We start from the raw sequence: 19,263 nt of genomic DNA on the forward strand, positions 1-19,263 counted from the left end.
CAACTGATGTTGGCCCGCATAGGTAGTCGTGACGCAGACTCGGAGAGAACCTAAGGGGATCAATGATGCTTTCCATTTTGGGCTATGCCACCATAGCCATCATTCTGGCGCTGCTGCTCAAGCAATACGTGGCCGCCGTCATCGCACTCGCGGTGGTGCCGATTCTCGCCGCCCTCGTGGCCGGTAACTCACCGCTCGAAATCGCCGGATTCATTCAGGACGGTTTCTCCGGAGTGGTCGGCGTCACCGCCATGTTTGTGTTCGCCATTCTGTTCTTCGGCGTGATGCGCGACGCCGGGCTGTTCGACCCTGTGATCAACCGCATCGTGAAACTCGCTGGCAGCGCGCCCGCCACCGTGACCGTGGCGACCACTGCCCTGGCCATCGTGGCGCACCTCGACGGCGCCGGCGCTACCACGTTTCTGATCGCGATCCCCGCCATGCTGCCACTCTACGAGCGACTCGGCATGAGTCGTCTCGTCCTCACGACCTGCGTCGGTCTCGGCGCCGGCGTCATGAACCTGATGCCCTGGGCCGGACCGACCGCCCGCGCCGCGGCCACCATCAACGTGGACGCCAACGAGATTTGGGTGCCGCTCATTCCGGCGCAGATCGCGGGCATCCTGATGTCCCTCGGTGTGGCCTACCTGCTGGGTCGTCGAGAAGCACGCCGCCTGGAACGTGTCGCACTCGGCGATTTCTCCCCCGCACCGCGTTGGTTCGGGTGGTCTGGCGCACGCGGCGGGGACGCTGCAGGCATCCGTTCTCGGCCAATGGCGACTGAGCTGTTTACTGAACCCACCTCGGGCGGCGTGGCGACCGATCAGGCGACACTGCAGTCGACCCTGCTTCGCCCGAAGCTCATGTGGGTGAACACCATTCTGCTCGTGGCCACGCTGGCCACACTCATCTCGGCCGTCGCCTCCCCCGCGATGGTATTCATGGTCGCCGCAAGCCTCGCCCTGGTGATCAACTACCCCGGACTCAAGATTCAAAGCGAGCGCTTCGACGCGCACGCCAAGGGCGCGATGCTTATGGCGAGCACCCTGCTCGCCGCTGGCGTGCTGCTCGGCGTGCTCGAGGGCAGCGGCATGATCGACGCGATGGCCACGAGCACGGCGTTGCTCATTCCCGACGCGATCATGCCGGCGCTCCCGCTCATCGTGGGCATCATCGGCGTTCCGCTCAGCCTCGTCTTCGGGCCGGACGCCTACTACTTCGGCTTTCTGCCGGTGCTCGTCGGCGTCGGCGACCAGTTCGGCATCAGCGCACTGCACCTCGCGCAGGCCTCAGTCATTGGAGAAGAAACAATGGGATTCCCCATCAGCCCGCTCACCGGAGCGTTCTACCTGCTCGTGGGCCTCGGCCAGGTCGACATCGGCCGGCATATTCGCCACATGATCGGCTGGGCCTGGCTGGTCAGCCTCGGCATGCTCGCCGTCGCCATCGCCACGGGTGTCATCCCCCTGTGGGCCGCGTGAGCACCGCGCGCAGCACGCTGCGGCTCGGCGCCGGCGCGGGATTCTCGGGTGACCGCATCGACCCGGCCCGCGACCTCGCCGAACGCGGCGAGCTCGACTACCTCATCTTTGAGTGTCTCGGTGAGCGCACTGTCGCCACCGGCCAGGCCCGTCGCCTGATCGACTCGAACGCAGGCTTTGACCCGCTGCTCGACAAGCGGATGCGCGCGGTACTGCCCCACACGACGGCCAACGGCACGACCGTGGTCACCAACGCCGGCGCAGCGAACCCCGTCGCCGCCGCAGAGCTCGTGGCTCGCACCGCCGCCGAGGTCGCGGCCGGGCCGGTACGTGTCGCCGCCGTCACCGGCGACGACGTGCTCGAGCAGGTGCGTCGCCACAACCCCGTTGTCTGGGAAACCGGTCGGCATCTGTCGGAGCACGCCGAAGAACTCGTCTCGGCAAATGCCTATATCGGTGCTGGTGCGGTGATTCCCGCGCTCGAACTCGGCGCCAACGTTGTGATCACCGGTCGCCTCGCTGATCCTTCGCTCTATCTCGCGCCCCTCGCGTTCGAATTCGGGTGGCAGGCTTCCGACTACGCAACGCTCGGGGCGGGAACTGCGGTCGGGCATCTTCTCGAATGCGCCGGGCAACTCACGGGCGGCTACTATGCGGATCCGGTGACCAAGCCGGTGCCAAACCTGGCCTACCTGGGGTTTCCGTTCGCCGACGTGCGGGCCGACGGCTCGGCCGTCTTCGGCAAGCTCGACGGCTCCGGCGGCACGCTCACCACCCGCACCTGCGCGGAACAGCTGCTCTACGAAGTGGGCGACCCGGTCGCGTACCTCACACCCGACGTCACCGCAGATTTCACCGGAGTGTCGTTCTCGCAGGTAGCGACCGACCGGGTCGCCGTCGAGGGCGCGACCGGCGGCATCCGCCCCGACGAACTGAAAGTAACCCTCGGCTTTCGCGGCGGCTGGCTCGGCGAGGGGCAGATCAGCTATGCCGGCCCGAGAGCGCTGCAGCGCGCCGAGCTCGCCGGCGACATCGTGCGACAGCGGCTGCGCGAGGTGCACGGCCTTGCCGCCGAGAACATCTTCGTCGAGTTCATCGGCGCCGGCGCCGCATTCCGTGGATTGGACGCCCGCAGCGACCCCCATGAAGTGCGCCTGCGCGTCACCGCCCAAGCCGCCAGCTTTGACGCAGCGGATGCCGTGGGCTGGGAAGTCGAGGCCCTCTACACGAACGGCCCAGCCGCTGGTGGCGGGGCCCGTCGCTCAACCACCGAGGTGCTGTCGATCAGGTCGTGCCTGATTCCGCGGCATTTGGTGCCCACCGACGTGCACCTACTGGAGGTGACAAAATGACCGCGCTCGATCTGTTGGCGGATGTTCGCACCGGCGACAAAGGGTCGACGCTGATTCTGGCGGTGTTCCCCCGCGACGACGAGTCGTTTCGGTATTTACTGCATCGTCTGACCGGCGCGGTGGTTGCAGCGCACTTCGGCGATCTGGTCACCGGCGACGTGCGACGCACAGCCCTGCCACAGCTGCCGGGTTTCGTGTTCGAGCTGCCGGGCGTGCTCGGCGGCGGTGTGACGGGGTCGCCCACCCTCGACGGACACGGGAAGACGCTGAGCTACCACCTGCTGAGTTTGGACCTGTAGCGAGTCTGACGCGCGGGTCGCTAGGCGGTCACCAGCAGGCGAGCATCCGTTTGGCTGGCCAATTTGCGGTCGAAGGTGTACAGCGGCTGATTCGATGTCAGCTCTGCCGACGTCACGAGGTAGCAGTCCTCAAACGACAGGTTGGGATGCCCGACGAACAAAGCCAGTACGCGATCGAACAGGGCGGCATTGGCGACGATTTGGGGCAGATTCACGAGACCATGAATGGCTTCTCGCTGCTGCTCACGATTGAGCCCGTACGTGTGCCCCAACACGAACGCTGTCTCGACGAGTGCGATATCGGACACGACAAAGGTGCCGCCCGTGTGAAGCAGCGCCACAGCGGCGTCGTGCTGTTCGGGCACATCGTTCAGCAGCAATCGAAGAACGACATTTGCGTCCAAGGATGCGCTCAATGTGCGCTCTCGTCGTGACGGTGTTCCTGGTAGTAGGCGTCGACGTCTGTGACGGGCTCGACGATCGTCGCGTAGCTGGAGATTCGTGCACTGAGGGCTTCGATGTGCGCCACCGGCGCTATGTTGATCGTGCCGCTGGCTTCGTCGATCGAGATTTCCAGTCGATCACCGCGTTCAAGCTGTAGGGCTTTGCGCACTGCTGCGGGAAGCGTTAGTTGGCCTTTGCTGCTCAGGGTGACGATGGCCTTCATGACTTACATTTTAGGTGGCGTAAGGCGAAAGCGCGAGTGACAGAAGCATGGTCCGGCTCACAGCTCGTGATCCTTCAGGATCGTTGGAAGCAAGTCGGCCATATCCAGGCGACGAACGAGATGGACCGTGAGGTCGTTCGGTACGAATGCGAGTCGATAGGACCGCGCCCCTGACTCGACCGGGACGAGCAGACCACGATCGATCAACCGCTTGATGGCATGGCTGCGGCTGGACGCGGAACCCGGAAAGGCGCTCTCGAGATCGGCCGCCTTGACAGTCGTTTGCGCCGCAGCGATGCTCAGTGCTTCAGCCTCCCTGAGCGTCAGACCGCCGGCAGCGCGGAGTCGTTCGACAGCGGGCACAAGAACCTGATGAATGACGAATTCGGCGTCACTGAGTCTCGCCAAGTTCGCCAAGTCAGAGTTCAAACCTCGAAGAACATAGGTACACCAAGCAACAACTCCATCATTTTCAAGCGTGTCAGCAAGTTCCAAATTGTCGTAATATGCCTGTCGGTCTGCACCGAAAACGGCGGTGGGGTTCACAGCCCCGTAGCCGGCCGAGGAGGAGAACCCGTGCTGAATCAACATTGCGTAGGTGATCAATCGAGCGACGCGACCGTTCCCGTTTCCGAAGGGGTGGATCCAGAGAAATCGATGGTGCACGATCGCTGTTTGGAGCAGCTGATTGTGCGGAGCTTGTGGTTGGGCGATGAATGCGACCAAAACGGACATGTAATCCGGTACGTCAGATGGCCACGGCGGATGATGCGCAGAATGCCCTCTGGAGACCTCTCCCAGGCGATATGCACCGGGCGTGTGGTCGCCCTCCCGTGACAGACCATCGACGACAATTCGATGAAGTTCGCGGATAAAGAGATGGTCGACGGGCGACGACCCGACGTTGGCGTCGATAAACGTGATCGCACGCTGAATGTTGAGGATCTCCCGGACACCCTCATTCTGAGGCCGGAGGCTGTTACCGAGCCTACTTTCGGCCGCGCCGGTGACGGCGTCCAAGATGGATGTTCGGTTTCCCTCGATGCGGGCGGACATGATGCTGGTCAGTAGTTGGAACAGCTCTTTGAGTTGAGAGTAGATGATCGACGGAGTGGTTCCCCGACTCAAATTTGCTCGGGCACGCTCAAATGCGATGATTTCCCGCGTGAGGTCGCTGTCGAACGCGAACGCCGGGTATTCGATGTCATGCACCGTTCTATTTTACCGCAGCGTGACAACAATTGAACTGTTTCCTCTTTTCGCACCGAAATCACGGTGTTCTTGACAGTCTTCACTGTGGGTCTATTTGATTTCAGACGAAACCTATTTGCACGATGCGCCGATTGGAATTCGATCTCCGGCTCCCGCGCTACGCTGGCGTGTGCAACTTTCCCTCTGGCTGGCCCTCGTCGGCGCAGGCGTGCTGATCAGCTTCACCCCGGGCGCGGGAGCGATCAACACCATGAACAACTCGCTGACCAGCGGGTTTCGTCGCTCGATCTGGGGAATCCTCGGGCAGCAGGCGGCACTCGTGGTGCACGTGGCCGTGGTGGCGCTCGGCGTGGGCGTGCTCGTGGCCAATTCTCCCGTGCTATTCAATGTGATTCGGTATGCCGGGGCCGCCTACCTGGTGTTTCTGGGCATCCGTCTGTTGGTGCAGAAGCCTGACCCGACGAGGGACCTGGCTGCACCGCGCACGCGCGAACCGGCCGGGTCGATGTTTCGCCGCGGTCTGTGGGTGAACCTGCTGAACCCCAAGGCGCTCGTGTTCTTTCTCGCGTTCATGCCGCAGTTCATTCGGCCCGAGCAGCCGCTGCTGCCGCAGTACCTTGTGCTGACGGTCACCGTGGTGCTGATCGACGTGATGGTGATGTGGCTGTTCTTCGCGGTGGCGGCGAAATCGTTTCAGCGCTTCACGAACACCGCTCGTGGTCAGCTAATTCTCAACCGCACGTTCGGCGTGCTGTTCGTGGCCGTCGCGCTGCTGCTGGCGCTGGTGCATTGAGATGCCGGCAGCAGCTTCTCAGAACGGATGCTCGATACGCTTACTTGATGAGTACCACCGAAACACGACCACCGCGTCCGGCCGTACTAGCGGGGATCGTGGGCTTCGCGGTCGTTATGCTGTATGCAATTTCCGGGGCGCTGCAGATTCTGGTGTGGAATCCGCTCGCGGCGGTGCCGGGCGCAACGCTCGGGCAGATTCGTGCCGACATGGCCCTCGCCGGTGAAAGCCTGAGCGCAAACGGGGTCCTCGCCTGGGCTGGCATCGGGCTGCTGCTGGCCGGGGTGATCCTGCTGGTCGCGACCATGCGCCGCACCAGTCGGGTGTGGCCGGTCGTCGCGGCCTATCTTGTGCTGCTGGTTTTTGCCGCCCCCGGGCATTTCTTCGTCTCGTTCGGCCCCGGTATGTCGCTCGCCGACACGTTCCTGATTTCGGGTGCCGATCACACTACGTGGGGCATGGTCTTGTACCTGGTGAGTGCGGCTGCCCTGCTTACCCTGATCGTGGTGATCATTCGGGCCGCTCGCGCAGTCTCGGCCGGCGCAGAATAGACGAATGAGCGACGCCGGCGACTTCGTAGATCGTACGCTGCAGTACGAAGCGACCTGGGAGCGGGCAGCCGAGTGGCAGGCGCAGCTGGGCGCCGAGCTCGAGGTCTACGGGTCGTCGGTGGGGGCCGTGCGTGGCACCATTCGCGACCTGGCCCGTCGACATAGGAGCATGACCCACGACGAGGTGACCGCGCTCAGTTCCGAACTCTGGAACGTGCCGGTGTTCGAGCGCCGCTTCGCCGCGATCGTGCTGCTGCAGGCGAACGTGACCCGGCTCGACAACAACGACCTCACCCGCATCGAAGGGTTTCTGCGCGGTGCGGCTGTGCCCGAGCTCGCGGATCCGCTCACGGTCGACGTGGTGCTGCCGCTCGTGCAGCGACTGACCGGCGCGAATCGCGCCAGAGCGGATACAGCGCTGGCGCGGTGGGCGCGAGACGGCGACCCCTGGCTGCTCCGCGCTGCACGCGGTGTGCACGCAAGGATCGCGAGCGAGTAGCGGGGCGGGCGGCGGCATCCGCCGTGAGGGCGTCGCGTAGGCTGCGGGCATGCGCGCAATCATCGTGAACTCTCCCGGCGGGCCCGAAGCCCTGGCCATGCAAACCGTGCCCGACCTCGAGGTCGGCGCCCACGACATTCGGGTGGAGGTGGCCGCAGCGGGCGTCAACCGCGCCGACATCATGCAACGCGAGGGCCGCTACCCGTCACCTCCCGGCGCCCCGGAATGGCCGGGGCTCGAGGTGTCGGGCGTGGTCACCGAGGTAGGCGATGACGTGACCCGCTTCGGCGTGGGCGACCGGGTCTGCGCGCTGCTTCCCGGCGGTGGGTATGCCACCGAAGTGGTGGTGCACGAAGGCCTGGCGCTGCTGGTGCCGCTCTCGATGGACCTCGTAGACGCCGCCGCCCTGCCCGAAGCCCTAGCCACGGTGTGGTCTAACGTGTTCATGAGCGCAGAACTCGCGCCCGGCGAGACCCTGCTCGTGCACGGTGGCGGCAGCGGAATCGGCACCACCGCCATTCAGTTGGCCCGCCTCCTGGACGCCCGCGTGGCCGTGACGGCCGGCTCCGCCGAGAAGCTCGCCATGTGCGCAAGCCTCGGGGCCGAGACGCTCATCAACTATCGCGAGCAGGACTTTGTGACCGAGATCAAGGCCGCTACCGATGGGCGCGGTGCCAACGTGATTCTCGACATCATGGGCGGCGCCTACGCGGCGCGCAACATCGAGGCGGTCGCGATCAACGGTCGCATCATGGTGATTGCCAACCAGAGCAACGAACCGGCCACCTTCGATCCGGCCCGCCTCATGCAAAAACGTGCACGCTACTGGGCCACCACGCTACGTGCCCGCTCGCTCGCCGAACGAATTGCCATCGTGCGCTCGCTGGAAGCGGCGGTCTGGACCTGGATCGCATCGGGCGAGTTTCGACCGGTCATCGACGGCCGATTCTCTTTCGAGAACGCAGCGGATGCCCATAGCCGGCTGGAATCATCCGCTCACGTCGGCAAGATCGTGCTGGTGCCCTGACCGGGCACGACACGGGTCACAAACGGTGCGACCGCCGCACACTGCCGTGGGTCATTCGGTCAGTGCAAGTTGCGCAGCCAAGTCGCCGAGTTCGCGGGCCTGCTCGCTCGCATGGCACTAGAGCCGGGGGCGCCCGGCCCAGCGTTCGGCCTTGAGGGCCAGATGCAGCTCAAGGCGAGCCTGACCGCCCAGCGGATCGACGCCGATGAGCGAACGGATGCGCCCGAGCCGGTTGTAAATACTTGTGCGGTGCAGGTGCAACTGCTCGGCGACCTCGGCCACCGAACCGTCCTTGTCGTACATCAGCTCGAGTACCGGCAGCAGCTCCCCGTTGGGGTCGAGTTCGCGCAGCTCGGTGTAGAGGGTCGACTCCCCCGGCGACACGTCCCGCCCCTCAACCGCCAGGAACTGGTACACCCCGATGGCGCGAAACGACACCAGAGCCCCCAACTGGGCGTCCACCCACGCTGCCTGCACGGCGCTACGCGCCTCGGCGTAGGCTCCGGGCAGCCGGCGCAGGTCGGCAAAGGGCTCGCTCAGGCCGAGCAGGGCCGGCGCGGCCGGCTGCCCACCGCGGCGCGAGACTTCCAGCCCGAACCGACGCAGAATCTCGGACTCGTCGATGCAGTCGATCACATCTTGCAGCAGCAAAACAGCGTGCGTTTCGGTGCCTGCGGAGAACAGCACTGTGTTGATTCCGAGCGTGGCATACAGGGCAGAGAGCCGCTGCAGCAGGTTGCTCTCGGCGGAAGTGCGCCGGGCGTTGTTGCCCCGGTCGAGCAGGGTGGCCAGTCGCCACGGCCCGCGCCCGTGCACTCCCGGCCAGCCGCCCACGGACACGACGGCGTCGCGGTCGCCGAAGCAGGCGGCGAGAAATTGCGCCTCGCGGGCACGACGGCCATCGGAATCCGCGCTCGTGCGATTGAGCAGCATCTCGGCGAGTACGTCCAGCTCGGGGCGAATGATCCGCAGTTCCTGCACGATGGAATCGGGTTCGAGTTCGTCATCCTGCTGCAACACCCAGAGATACCCCACTCGGAATCCCCGGGCAAGCAGCGGCACGCACACCCGGCCCAACATGCCGAGCTCGGCATTCGCCGGAATCGGAACAGGCTTGACGGCCCTGGCGATGCCGTGGCTGAGCTGCCAGGCGCTGACATCGGGCGGAACGAGCTTGCTCAGCAGAAAGTTCGTGCGCACGCGGTCGGCCGTAGCCTGATGCGCGCTGTACGCGAGCAGGCCGCCGTCGAGGTCTTCCAGGGAGAGGGCGCGGCCAAGGCGCGCCGCGATGAAGGCCACCGCTCGGTCGATATCGGCCGCGTTCATGGGTTTAATCTTACGCAAGCGTGTGAACGCCAGGCGACAATCGACGCGGCGTGGCGCTACAGATGTCGAACCAGGCCCGCCCGAGGCTCGGGCCATGCTGCGCATCTCCGGGAATAAAACTCCCGGACAAGTGCTAATTCCGGGGCGGTGAGACGTGCGGGGGCCAGCCCACGGCATCCGCTATCAGCAGGGCCCTGCCGCGACAGCCCTCAAAACGCGGGCTTATCGTTTCTACGCTGACCAAAGTCGATCGGCGACGCGCCCTGAAGAAGTAGGAGTTCCCCATGATCATTGGTGTTCCGACCGAAGTGAAGAACAACGAATACCGTGTGGCGATCACCGCCGCCGGAGTACACGAAGCCAAGCTGCACGGCCACACCGTGCTCGTGCAGGCCGGAGCCGGAATCGCCTCCGGGTTCTCCGACGCTGATTACGCGGCCGCCGGCGCCGCGATCGTCGAAACCGCCTTCGAGGTGTGGGCGAGCGCCGACATGATCCTTAAGGTGAAAGAGCCGATCACCGCCGAGTACGTGCACTTTCGTCAGGGCCTGATTCTCTTCACCTATCTGCACCTGGCCGCTGAGCCCGAACTCGCCACCGCCCTACTCGATGCCGGCGTCACCGCCATCGCCTACGAGACCGTGCAGAAAGCCGATCGCTCGCTGCCGTTACTCGCCCCGATGAGCGAGGTCGCCGGACGCCTCGCCGTTCAGGTCGGCTCCGCGTCGATGACCCGCCCCGGCGGCGGCCCCGGAATTCTGATGGGCGGCGTACCCGGAGTACGTGCCGCCAAGGTGACCGTGATCGGCGCCGGTGTGGCCGGCTCCAACGCCGCCGCAATGGCCATCGGCATGGGCGCGGACGTCACGATTCTCGACATCAACATCGACCGCCTGCGCGAACTCGACGCCCAGTACGCCGGACGCCTCAAGACCATAGCCTCGAACGCCTACGAGATCGACCGTTCGGTCACCGAAGCCGACCTCGTGATCGGCTCAGTGCTGATTCCGGGTGCCAAGGCCCCCAAGCTCGTCACCGACGAGCTCGTCTCCCGCATGAAGCCGGGCTCCGTGCTCGTCGACATCGCGGTTGACCAGGGCGGCTGCTTCGAAGGCACCCACGCCACCACGCACGAGAACCCCACCTTCGCCGTGCACGGCTCGATCTTCTACTGCGTGGCCAACATGCCCGGCGCCGTGCCGCAGACGTCGACCCTCGCGCTGACCAACGTCACGCTGCCCTACGCCCTGTCGATCGCCGACCGTGGCGTGCGAGCAGCGTTCGAGCGTGACGCCGCCCTCGCCGGCGGGCTCAACATCGCCGCGGGCAAGATCGCGAACCGTTCGGTCAGCGTGGCTCTCGACCTGCCGCTCGCGGACTGGACCGACCTCGTGACCGAGGCCGAGCTCACCCTCGTGTAGTCGTTGGTAACGGATGCCGGGGTCGGCCGATTTCACCCCGGCATCCCTTACCGTGTTCTCCCCGTGCCAATCGCCTGGACTACAAGGAAGTATCTCCGATGTCGCAATTGAAACCCAGCACTCGATCCGCGCCCAGCGCGCAGCCGCACCTGGCACGCTCACTGTCGAATCGTCATATCCAGCTCATCGCCATCGGCGGGGCGATCGGAACGGGCCTGTTCATGGGATCCGGCAAGACCATCTCGCTGGCAGGACCGTCGGTGATCTTCGTCTATATGATCATCGGCTTCATGCTGTTCTTCGTGATGCGGGCCATGGGCGAGTTGCTGCTCTCCAACCTCGAATACAAGTCGTTCAGCGACTTCGCCGGTGACCTGCTGGGGCCGTGGGCCGGCTTCTTCACGAGCTGGACGTATTGGCTCTGCTGGATCGTCACGGCCATCGCCGAACTGATCGCTATCGCGTTGTACACGAGCTTTTGGTGGCCCGACCTGCCCCTGTGGATTCCCGCTCTCGTGGCGGTCTTGGTTCTGCTGGGCTTCAACCTCACCAGTGTCAAGGCGTTTGGGGAGACCGAGTTCTGGTTCGCCCTCATCAAGATCGTGGCCATTGTCACGCTGATCGTCGTGGGTCTCGTGATGGTGTTCACGCAGTTTCAGTCCCCCGGTGGCTCCCCGGCGCGTTTCAGCAACCTGTGGAATGACGGCGGTATGTTTCCGACTGGCCCGATGGGGTTCATCGCCGGTTTCCAGCTCTCTGTGTTCGCGTTTCTCGGGGTCGAGCTCGTGGGCACCACGGCCGCCGAAGCGCAGAATCCGCAGAAGAACCTGCCCAAGGCGATCAACTCGATCCCCATTCGCATCATGCTGTTCTACGTTCTGGCCCTGATCGTGATCATGGCGGTCACTCCGTGGCGTGAGGTCACGGCCGATGTGAGTCCGTTCGTAGCCATGTTTTCTCTCGCCGGGCTCGGCGCCGCCGCGGCCGTCATCAACTTCGTCGTGCTCACCAGCGCGACATCCTCGGCGAACTCCGGGCTATATTCCACATCGAGAATGCTCTTCGGGCTGTCGGCGGAAGGCACAGCCCCGGGGCGCTTTCATCGTCTGAGTCGCCACAAGGTGCCGGCTAACGCGCTGCTGTTCTCCTGCATGTTTCTGCTGGTATCCGCTGTGCTGCTATATGCGAACCCGTCGATCCTGGCCGTGTTCACCGTGGTGACGACCATGTCGTCGGTGCTGTTCATCTTCGTCTGGGCGATCATCGTCGTGAGCTACATCGTGTACCGCAAGCGCCGCCCGGCGCTGCACGCGGCCTCCAAGTTCAAAATGCCCGGCGGTGTGTTCATGTGCTACTTTCTGCTGGCCTTCTTCGTCTTCTTGATCTGGGCACTCACGCAGAAGACCGACACGCTGCAGGCGCTGCTCGTGACGCCAGTGTGGTTCATTGGGCTCGCCACGGTGTGGTTCATCATTCGCCGCCGCCCGGAACTGGCCGCCCACCACGAACTTCACCGGGCGAATGTGGAGGCCGACCGGGCGTCGGCACTCGCCTTCCGCCGCTGATATCCGTGACCGGCCGCCAGTAAGCCGCTTTCGGGCTCAGCCCCTTCAGCGCGTGTAGTGAGACTCCTGCAGCTCGTACACCGGGGTATTAAGCCCCTCCATGCGGGCTTTGATCTGCAGCGCAAGGTAGTTGGAGTAGTGCCGGCTCTGGTGCAGGTTGCCGCCGTGAATCCAGAGTTGCGGAACGTTCGTGGGCTTCCACATGTTGCGTAGTTCACCCTCCCACGGCCCCGGATCCTTTGGTGTGTCGGACCCGTATCCCCAGCAGCGCCCCACCTGGTCGGCGACCTCCGGTGAGACCAGATCGGCAAGCCATCCGTTCATGGAGCCATACCCGGTGGCATACACGATGAGATCAGCTTCGAGTTCGGCACCGTCGGCGAGCACCACCGACTCGGGCGTGATGCGGTCGACCTGCCCCGACTTCACCGCGACGCGACCGTCGATAAGCAGCTGCGAGGCTCCCACATCGATGTAATAGCCGGAGCCGCGTCGCAGGTATTTCAGGAACAGGCCCGAACCATCCGTGCCAAAGTCGAGGTCGAAGCCTGCGGCGGTGAGTTGGGAGTAGAACTCGGCGTCGCGCTGCGCCATCTGTTCGAACACCGGAATCTGCGCGGCGGGCAGGAGACGGTAAGGCAACGACGCGAAGAGCAGGTCAGCCTTTTCGGTGGTCACCCCGTTGGCGAGCGCCTGCTCGGAGTAAAGCCCACCGAGTGCGAGCTCCATGAGCGAATCGCTGCGTGAAATGTGCGTCGACGAGCGCTGCACCATGGTGACGTCTGCTCCGTGCTCCCACAGGTCGGCGCAGATATCGTGGGCCGAGTTGTTCGACCCGATCACGACGGCCTTTTTGCCGGTGTAGTCACCGCCGCCGCCGTGCTGCGATGAGTGATGCTGCTCCCCTGCGAACGACTCCGCGCCGGCGAAGACCGGCGTATTCGGATACCCGGAGACGCCGAGTGCGAAGACCAGCTGCTTGGGTCTCAGGGTGACCGGTGTGCCGTCGCGCACGACCTGTACCAGCCACTCCTGGGCGTCGTCGTCGAAAGTCGCTTTGGTGCATTCAGTGCTCGACCAATAGTTGAGTTCCATGATGCTGGTGTAGTGCTCGAGCCAGTCACCGATCTTGTCTTTCGAGGCAAAGACGGGCCAGTCCTCGGGAAACTTGAGGTACGGCAGGTGGTCGTACCAGACCGGGTCGTGCAGGTGCAGGGATTTGTAGCGATTTCGCCAGGAGTCACCCGCCTTGGCGTTCTTCTCGATCACGATCGTGGGAACACCGAGCCGCTTCATGCGGGCTGCCAGGCCGATGCCGCCCTGGCCCCCGCCCACGATCACGCAATACGGCTGCTCCTCATAACCGAGCCGGGCCTCCTGGGCCGTCTTCTTCTCGAGCCACGAGGTGCGTCCTTTCGTGATTTCGTGCGACACGCCCTGCTCCCGGGTGCGCCCCTTCTTCTCTTCAAAACCCTTGAGCTCCTGCATCGTGGTGAGCAGGGTGTAGCACAATCCGTCGTTCAACCGGAGGTGGGCGTATCCGCGAGCACTACCGGTTTCGAACGTAACCCAGGCCTCCACGGCACCGGCTACACCGGTTGCCGGTTCGGCGAGCGCCCAGCTATGCGGATTTACCTGGTCGAGGGTGGCGGCGAGCATCCGTTCTATGTCGTTCTTACCCTCAAGGGTTTTCAAATTCCACGTGAACGAGATGAAATCCCGCCAGTAGCAGTCGTCAGCGAAGAGCGCGAGGGCGCCCTCGAGGTCACGGTGCTGCAGGGCGGTATCGAACCGGGCGAGCCAGTTCTCGACGATAGTAATTGGTGTATCGGGCATGTCACTCCTTTGTGAACCAGCGAAGAATCGGCCCATTGTCGGGCGCGACCTGTATGTTCAAGTACACGGCCGCAGGGGTTGCACAGGCGTTACACCTGGTCTCTGCTCGGCCTCATCGTCGAATCCAATGAGGGAGACAGCGCATGTCCACAGAGCCCAGCGGCGTGGTTCTCGCTGCTGGCCTGCGTTTTTCTTCGCCCCGCAAATACGAGCGGATGCTCCGCGCTGCCCACGATCACACCCGCGACGGTGCACCACCGCCCGCGATCACCGGCGACGTGTGGAACTCCTGGCAGCGCTCACTCGCCGCCGGCATTGACCCCGACCGCCATCTGCCCCGGCACCTGCATGAGGTGGCGGATGCCGTGGCGCTCCGCCGCGGGCATGCGCTGCAGACGGTGATGCCGGCCCTCAGTGAGCTTCTCGCTGATGAGAGCTCTCAGGGTCAGCATCTGCTCGTGCTGGCCGATGCCCACGGTGAGGTTTTGTGGCGAGTCGGCAGCCGGGCGGCCTTGCGGCAGGCCGATCGGCTGGAGTTCGTGGAGGGGGCCGACTGGTCCGAGGCGGGTGTGGGCACGAACGCCATCAGCGAAGCTGTCCTCAGCGGCCGAGCGTCCCAGCTGTTCTCGGCGGAGCACCTCGTGCGCTCGCATCATGCCTGGGCGTGCACGGCCTCGCCGATCCGAGACCCGCAGACCGGAGTGGTGCTGGGGGTACTCACCGTGTCCGGGCCTCTCCATACGGTCACGGCAGACAGCGTGCGCATGGTCAAGTGTGGGGTGCGCGTTGCCGAGGAGTTGTTGCGGACCGCACAACGGGTGAACGACCGCACAACCAGAACCGTGGGTGCGGTCACGGTTAATCCGACAGCCGGGCACTCGTCAGCGGTCTCCCTCGACTTATTGGGTGAGCACCCGGCGGTTCTCACCGCCGACGGCCGCCGAGTACTCCTCTCGCCGCGGCGCGCGGAAATTCTGGCCCTGTTGGAGTCGCGGGATCGCGGCTGGACGGCCGACGAACTCGCCTACTCCATTCACGGTGAGACCGGTTCTGCGGCAACCATCCGCATCGAAATGCACCGTATTCGGCAGGTTCTCGGCGATGCGCTGCAGTCAACGCCGTATCGCCTGGCCCCCGGCCTGCGCGGCACGTCTGACGCGGCGCGGGTCTTGCACCTGGTGCGCCAGGGACAGGTATCGGCAGCACTCGCCGCCTATACGGCCCCGTTCCTCTCCCGCTCAACCGCCCGGGCGATTGAACCTCTGCGGGCCGAGATCACGAGCGCGGTCGGGGCATCCGTTCGGGCCAGCGGAGATGCCGAGCTGCTGCGCCGGTGGTGCGCGACCGAGATGGGCAGCGATGATCGCGCCGCCGTACACGCCCTCGGGCGGCTAGCCGGCCAGGCCGATGCCGCCTATGTGTCGTCACTGGCTAGCCTCAGCCGCATCGACAGCGCGCTCGGCCTCTAACCGGGGCGCCTGCGCTGAGCGTTGTGCCCGCAGGGGCCGCACCGACCGGCGCGGCCCCTGCGTGCCGAAGTTACGCCGGTTTGTCGGCCGGCTCGGCGGTCTTCGCGGTCTCGGCTGCGGCCAGGCGTGCTGCCCTGGCCTCGGCCTTTGCTGCCGCAGCGGCCGCCTTGACGTCGGCTTCGATAGCGTCGACGAAGGCGGTGTGCTTGGCGCCGGGCATCCAGCCCTTGTTGGTGACCTTGACCTGGAAGATGATCGCAGCGACGACCAACACCACGCCGATGAGCACGGTGAGCATCACGCCGATGGCGGTGTTGTCGCCGAGCAGGCTCACGCCGATGAGCGTGCCAAACCAGCCGAAGTCCGCGTCACCGAAGGTGCTGTTGGCGAAGCCGAAGTTGCCGAGTACGAGCAGCAGAATGGCCGGCAGGATGGTGATCAGGATTCCGTTGACGAAACCACCGACCATGGCACCGATACGACCACCGGTGGCGTTGCCGTAGACACCGGCGCCACCGCCCGTGAAGAAGTGCGGCACCATGCCGGGCAGAATCAGGGCGAGACCAAACACCGGTCCGAGCCAGATGGCCAGCACACCGAGGCTGATCAGGCCGCCGGCGAAGGACGCCAGGAATCCGATGAGCACGGCGTTGGCCGCGAACGGAAAGACGATCGGAATGTCGAGCGCGGGGCGGGCACCAGGCACGACCTTTTCGGCGATGCCCTGGAACGCTGGGACGAGCTCGCCGAGGATGGTGCGCACACCGTAGAGGATGATGGCCACACCCACGCCGAACTGCAGCGCCTGGGCGAAGGCGGCCATGATGAACGCGCCGCCGTCGACGGAGCCGAAAATAGCGAGGGCATCCGCTCGGGGAAGCGCGATGAGGCCCCAGATGGCGAAGACCATGTAGATGGCGACCATCGAGACCGAGGTAGCCACCATGGAGTCGCGCAGAAAGCGCAGGTTCTGCGGAAAGTTGATGTGCTCGGTGCTCTTGCTGCGCTTGCCGACGGCCTGGCCGACGGCGCCGGCAGCGATGTAGCCGAGGGTTCCGAAGTGGCCGATGGCGATCGTGTCGTCGCCGGTGATGCGCTTGGTCCACGGCTGGGCGAAGGCCGGCATGACGACCATGATCACGCCGAGCAGGCCACCGCCAATGACGACGACGAGCCAGCTGAGCTCGGATCCGAAGCCGACCGAGAGCACGACCGCGAGCATCATGGCCATGAAGACCATGTGGTGCCCGGTGAGGAACACGTACTTGAGTGGGGTGAATCGTGCCAGAAGCAGCATGACGATGAATCCGACGACGAGCACGTAGGCGCTGGTCGCTCCGAATTCCTCGGCGGCGAGGGCTGTGATGACCTCGTTGGTCGGAATCACGCCCTGCGCGCCGGTGACCTTGAGAATCAGGTCGCCGAGCGGGGTGAGTGAGGCGACAACCACACCGGCACCGGCACCGAGAATGAGAAAGCCGAGGGCTGCCTTGAGGCTGCCGCCGATGATGGTTCCGACCGGGCGGCGCAGGGCGATGAGTCCGACGGCCGTGATGATGCCCACCAGGTAGGCCGGCACATTCAAAATCTGCTGGCCGATGAAATCCAGAATGACTAAGAACCACTCCATGTCGGGGTGCTCCCTCTCTTACTCAGACGTGCGGTTGATGAAACAGGATTATTCGAGTGCGTCGGTGAGTTTCTGGGAGATTTCTTCAAGGTCGAAGAAGTTGTCGATGACGATGACCTGGGCCTCGACGTCGCCGATCTCCTCGGCGAGCTCTTCGCTCGTCAGCACGATCTCGGCGTCGCGCGCCATGCCGCGAGCCACGCCGATGTCGGCGGCCTCAACGTCGGCGTCGATGCCGAGTGTGCGCAGCACCTTCTCGGTGTTCATTTTCAAGAGAACGGATGTGCCGATCCCCATTCCGCAGACCGCGATGATCTTCATGAGAGTGCCTTTTCTGTGAGCAGTTGGGGGTTGGACATGATCGCGAGAACCTCGGCCGGCGAATCGGCCGCCTTGAGCGCGGCGAGCAGGTCGGCGTTCATCAGCACCCCGGCGAGGGCCTGCATCATCTCGAGGTGGCCTTCGTGGTCGGGGGCGGCCAGGCCGATAACGAGCGACACCGGGTCGTTTTTCTTGTGGCCGAACTTCACTGGCTCGTCGAGGGTGACCCAGCTGAGCCCGGCGCGCAGCACGGCGGGCGATGGGCGGGAGTGGGCGATGGCCAGACCGGGTGCGATGACGATGTAGGGGCCGAGCTTGTCAACCGCAGCGATCATCTCGGCCGTGTAGTCGTCGGTCGTGACGCCACCGGCCACGAGCGCGTCGCCGGCCAGGGTGATCGCGGCTTGCCAGTCGGCGGCGACGACGTGGGTGCGAATGGATGCCTGGTCGAGTTCGTCGGCGAGATTGACTGCCATGCCTGACTCCTTGGTTCTGGCCCTCAAACTGCAAGACCACGTCGTCTGCCCCAAAATGTTTGGTGCCGTGTCTCCGAGCCTAATGCGCATTAGGAACTTTTGTCTACAAGTGATCCAAAGTCGGGGTGAAAGTCCTTAGCGCGTGAGGTGACTGATGCGGTCGGCCTCGAACAGGGCGTCCTGCGCGATGAGCGAGGCACCGAGAACGCCGGCCTTGTTGCCGAGCCGGCTCGGCTCCACGGTGAGGCCGGTGCCGGAGAAGGCGCGCACGTGCGCGAGGAGTGCCTCGCGCACCGACGACAGGTAGGGGTCGCCGGCCTCGGCGAGCTGGCCGCCGATGACGATCATGGCGGGGTTCAGCAGCCCGGCGACATCGACGAGGGCGTTCCCGATCTCGGCGCCGGCGGCAGCGAGCAGCCGCACGGCATCGGGTGACCCCATGCGCGACAAGGCAACGATGTCGCCGGTGGTGCGAATGCGGTAGCCGAGAGCGTTGAGCTCGCGGCGAATGGCGTAACCGCTCGCGACGGCCTCGAGGCAGCCGCGCTGCCCGCAGCTGCATAGCTCGTCGCCGTAGCGAAAGCTGTGGGAGAAGTCGCCGGCACCGCCGCGGGCACCGCGGTAGACCCGGCCGTCGAGCACGAGCGCGCAGCCGATGCCGAGGCCAACCTTGAGCACGGTGAGGTCCCGATGCTCCGGCCAGCCGAGCCGGGATTCCGCGACCGCCATGATGTTCACGTCACGGTCGACGGCGAAAATGGCGGTGTAGTCGGCCGAAAAATAGTCCTGCACGAGCACGTCGTTCCACTGCGCGTCGATCTGGGGGGCGGCGAGCCGGCCGGTCGCGGCATCCACTGGACCGGGAACGCCCACGCCGATCCCCCGCACGTCGGCGCGGGTCTTGCCGAGCTGGCGCAATAGGTAGTCGAACACCTGGTTGGCCCAGGTGAAGACGGTGTCCGGGCCTTCCCAGAGGCCGATATCAGCCTGGTCTTCGATGAGAATCGTGGAGACCAGATCTGTCACCGCCACGCGGGTGTGCGAGCCGCCGATGTCGACGCTGAGCAGCAGGCCGGCGTCTGTGTTGATCGCGAAGCTTTCGGCGGGGCGGCCACCACGGGAATCACTCTGGCCGGCGACAATGATGATGCCGGCCGCGAGCAGTTCGTCGAGCCGGCGGGCGAGGGTGATGCGCGACCAGCCGAGCTCGTCGATCAGTGCCGGGCGAGTGGTCGCCAAGCCCGCGCGAATGAGATCGAGCACGACACCCGACCCGGTCGACATGGCGTGGGCCACCGCAGCTCCTTCGATTGACTTAAGTATATTTATATACCAATG

General features: G+C 64.8%; 19 protein-coding genes. 10 read left to right on the forward strand and 9 right to left on the reverse strand.

Going from position 1 to position 19,263, the window contains the following annotated elements:
• Window positions 1-62: 62 nt before the first annotated feature.
• Genes BLS91_RS02345 through BLS91_RS02355 form a run of 3 tightly spaced genes read left to right on the forward strand, consistent with a single transcriptional unit; the run spans window position 63 to window position 3,132 of the window.
• Window positions 63-1,481, forward strand: coding sequence for a CitMHS family transporter (locus BLS91_RS02345; protein ID WP_241983033.1), 1,419 nt, complete (start codon window positions 63-65; stop codon window positions 1,479-1,481).
• Window positions 1,478-2,833 carry an acyclic terpene utilization AtuA family protein gene (locus BLS91_RS02350; protein ID WP_198412734.1) on the forward strand — a complete coding sequence of 452 codons (1,356 nt, stop codon included), beginning with the start codon at window positions 1,478-1,480 and terminating at the stop codon, window positions 2,831-2,833. Before BLS91_RS02345 ends, BLS91_RS02350 begins: the two co-directional genes overlap by 4 nt.
• Window positions 2,830-3,132, forward strand: coding sequence for an AtuA-related protein (locus BLS91_RS02355; RefSeq protein ID WP_092338863.1), 303 nt, complete (start codon window positions 2,830-2,832; stop codon window positions 3,130-3,132). The genes BLS91_RS02350 and BLS91_RS02355 overlap by 4 nt, the downstream gene beginning before the upstream one ends.
• A 20-nt stretch (window positions 3,133-3,152) precedes the next feature.
• Here BLS91_RS02355 and BLS91_RS02360 read toward each other — a convergent pair whose 3' ends face one another.
• Genes BLS91_RS02360 through BLS91_RS02370 form a run of 3 tightly spaced genes read right to left on the reverse strand, consistent with a single transcriptional unit; the run spans window position 3,153 to window position 5,011 of the window.
• The gene (locus BLS91_RS02360) at window positions 3,153-3,536 is read right to left on the reverse strand and encodes a PIN domain-containing protein (protein WP_158252726.1); all 384 of its coding nucleotides are present in this window, start codon (window positions 3,534-3,536) and stop codon (window positions 3,153-3,155) included.
• 8 nt (window positions 3,537-3,544) lie between these two features.
• The gene (locus BLS91_RS02365; RefSeq protein ID WP_092338867.1) at window positions 3,545-3,799 is read right to left on the reverse strand and encodes an AbrB/MazE/SpoVT family DNA-binding domain-containing protein; all 255 of its coding nucleotides are present in this window, start codon (window positions 3,797-3,799) and stop codon (window positions 3,545-3,547) included.
• 57 nt (window positions 3,800-3,856) lie between these two features.
• Window positions 3,857-5,011, reverse strand: coding sequence for a Fic family protein (locus tag BLS91_RS02370; protein ID WP_092338869.1), 1,155 nt, complete (start codon window positions 5,009-5,011; stop codon window positions 3,857-3,859).
• 169 nt (window positions 5,012-5,180) lie between these two features.
• Between BLS91_RS02370 and BLS91_RS02375 the strand changes: the two genes are divergently transcribed.
• From BLS91_RS02375 to BLS91_RS02390, 4 genes are read left to right on the forward strand one after another with little or no spacing between them, the layout of a single operon-like run.
• Window positions 5,181-5,804 (forward strand): LysE family translocator, encoded by a 624-nt coding sequence (locus tag BLS91_RS02375; protein WP_092338871.1) that lies wholly within the window; start codon window positions 5,181-5,183, stop codon window positions 5,802-5,804.
• A 47-nt stretch (window positions 5,805-5,851) separates the two neighbouring features.
• Entirely contained in the window at window positions 5,852-6,355 is a 504-nt protein-coding gene (locus BLS91_RS02380) for a hypothetical protein (RefSeq protein ID WP_233197369.1), read from the forward strand.
• Window positions 6,356-6,359: 4 nt separating this feature from the next.
• Complete coding sequence (locus tag BLS91_RS02385) at window positions 6,360-6,854, forward strand: DNA alkylation repair protein (RefSeq protein WP_092338873.1); 495 nt, start codon at window positions 6,360-6,362, stop codon at window positions 6,852-6,854.
• Between the two features lie 49 nt (window positions 6,855-6,903).
• Window positions 6,904-7,881, forward strand: a complete 978-nt coding sequence (locus BLS91_RS02390; RefSeq protein ID WP_092338875.1) for an NAD(P)H-quinone oxidoreductase — start codon at window positions 6,904-6,906, stop codon at window positions 7,879-7,881.
• Window positions 7,882-7,998: 117 nt separating this feature from the next.
• On the opposite strand, the gene BLS91_RS02395 is transcribed toward BLS91_RS02390, so the two are convergent.
• The gene (locus BLS91_RS02395; RefSeq protein WP_092338877.1) at window positions 7,999-9,207 is read right to left on the reverse strand and encodes a PucR family transcriptional regulator; all 1,209 of its coding nucleotides are present in this window, start codon (window positions 9,205-9,207) and stop codon (window positions 7,999-8,001) included.
• A gap of 284 nt (window positions 9,208-9,491) precedes the next feature.
• On the opposite strand from BLS91_RS02395, the gene ald reads away from it, so the two are divergent.
• Entirely contained in the window at window positions 9,492-10,628 is a 1,137-nt protein-coding gene (gene ald / locus BLS91_RS02400) for an alanine dehydrogenase (protein ID WP_092338879.1), read from the forward strand.
• Window positions 10,629-10,726: 98 nt separating this feature from the next.
• The gene (gene cycA / locus BLS91_RS02405; RefSeq protein ID WP_092338881.1) at window positions 10,727-12,193 is read left to right on the forward strand and encodes a D-serine/D-alanine/glycine transporter; all 1,467 of its coding nucleotides are present in this window, start codon (window positions 10,727-10,729) and stop codon (window positions 12,191-12,193) included.
• 45 nt (window positions 12,194-12,238) lie between these two features.
• On the opposite strand, the gene BLS91_RS02410 is transcribed toward cycA, so the two are convergent.
• A complete protein-coding gene (locus tag BLS91_RS02410; protein WP_092338883.1) occupies window positions 12,239-14,029 on the reverse strand; it encodes an NAD(P)/FAD-dependent oxidoreductase in 1,791 nt (596 codons plus the stop codon).
• 143 nt (window positions 14,030-14,172) lie between these two features.
• On the opposite strand from BLS91_RS02410, the gene BLS91_RS02415 reads away from it, so the two are divergent.
• Window positions 14,173-15,498, forward strand: coding sequence for a sigma-54-dependent transcriptional regulator family protein (locus tag BLS91_RS02415; RefSeq protein WP_092338885.1), 1,326 nt, complete (start codon window positions 14,173-14,175; stop codon window positions 15,496-15,498).
• Between the two features lie 70 nt (window positions 15,499-15,568).
• Here BLS91_RS02415 and BLS91_RS02420 read toward each other — a convergent pair whose 3' ends face one another.
• The 4 genes from BLS91_RS02420 to BLS91_RS02435 all read right to left on the reverse strand — a co-directional run bounded on the left by BLS91_RS02420 (window position 15,569) and on the right by BLS91_RS02435 (window position 19,221).
• Window positions 15,569-17,128: a PTS ascorbate transporter subunit IIC gene (locus BLS91_RS02420; RefSeq protein WP_092338887.1), complete on the reverse strand. Its 1,560-nt coding sequence runs from the start codon at window positions 17,126-17,128 to the stop codon at window positions 15,569-15,571.
• Window positions 17,129-17,176: 48 nt separating this feature from the next.
• Window positions 17,177-17,449, reverse strand: coding sequence for a PTS sugar transporter subunit IIB (locus BLS91_RS02425; protein WP_092338889.1), 273 nt, complete (start codon window positions 17,447-17,449; stop codon window positions 17,177-17,179).
• Window positions 17,446-17,925 carry a PTS sugar transporter subunit IIA gene (locus BLS91_RS02430; protein ID WP_092338891.1) on the reverse strand — a complete coding sequence of 160 codons (480 nt, stop codon included), beginning with the start codon at window positions 17,923-17,925 and terminating at the stop codon, window positions 17,446-17,448. Before BLS91_RS02430 ends, BLS91_RS02425 begins: the two co-directional genes overlap by 4 nt.
• Window positions 17,926-18,060: 135 nt before the next feature.
• On the reverse strand, window positions 18,061-19,221 hold the full coding sequence (locus BLS91_RS02435) for an ROK family protein (protein ID WP_092338893.1): 1,161 nt from the start codon (window positions 19,219-19,221) through the stop codon (window positions 18,061-18,063).
• Window positions 19,222-19,263 lie beyond the last annotated feature (42 nt).

Source organism: Cryobacterium flavum, from assembly GCF_900103805.1.
Taxonomy (GTDB): Bacteria; Actinomycetota; Actinomycetes; order Actinomycetales; family Microbacteriaceae; genus Cryobacterium; species Cryobacterium flavum.

Coding starts and splice junctions, on each gene's coding strand:
- BLS91_RS02345 (WP_241983033.1), top strand. CDS start 63: ATGATGCTTTCCATTTTGGGCTATGCCACCATAGCCATCATTCTGGCG.
- BLS91_RS02355 (WP_092338863.1), top strand. CDS start 2,830: ATGACCGCGCTCGATCTGTTGGCGGATGTTCGCACCGGCGACAAAGGG.
- BLS91_RS02365 (WP_092338867.1), bottom strand. CDS start 3,799: ATGAAGGCCATCGTCACCCTGAGCAGCAAAGGCCAACTAACGCTTCCC.
- BLS91_RS02380 (WP_233197369.1), top strand. CDS start 5,852: ATGAGTACCACCGAAACACGACCACCGCGTCCGGCCGTACTAGCGGGG.
- BLS91_RS02385 (WP_092338873.1), top strand. CDS start 6,360: ATGAGCGACGCCGGCGACTTCGTAGATCGTACGCTGCAGTACGAAGCG.
- BLS91_RS02390 (WP_092338875.1), top strand. CDS start 6,904: ATGCGCGCAATCATCGTGAACTCTCCCGGCGGGCCCGAAGCCCTGGCC.
- BLS91_RS02395 (WP_092338877.1), bottom strand. CDS start 9,207: ATGAACGCGGCCGATATCGACCGAGCGGTGGCCTTCATCGCGGCGCGC.
- ald (WP_092338879.1), top strand. CDS start 9,492: ATGATCATTGGTGTTCCGACCGAAGTGAAGAACAACGAATACCGTGTG.
- cycA (WP_092338881.1), top strand. CDS start 10,727: ATGTCGCAATTGAAACCCAGCACTCGATCCGCGCCCAGCGCGCAGCCG.
- BLS91_RS02410 (WP_092338883.1), bottom strand. CDS start 14,029: ATGCCCGATACACCAATTACTATCGTCGAGAACTGGCTCGCCCGGTTC.
- BLS91_RS02415 (WP_092338885.1), top strand. CDS start 14,173: ATGTCCACAGAGCCCAGCGGCGTGGTTCTCGCTGCTGGCCTGCGTTTT.
- BLS91_RS02420 (WP_092338887.1), bottom strand. CDS start 17,128: ATGGAGTGGTTCTTAGTCATTCTGGATTTCATCGGCCAGCAGATTTTG.
- BLS91_RS02425 (WP_092338889.1), bottom strand. CDS start 17,449: ATGAAGATCATCGCGGTCTGCGGAATGGGGATCGGCACATCCGTTCTC.
- BLS91_RS02430 (WP_092338891.1), bottom strand. CDS start 17,925: ATGGCAGTCAATCTCGCCGACGAACTCGACCAGGCATCCATTCGCACC.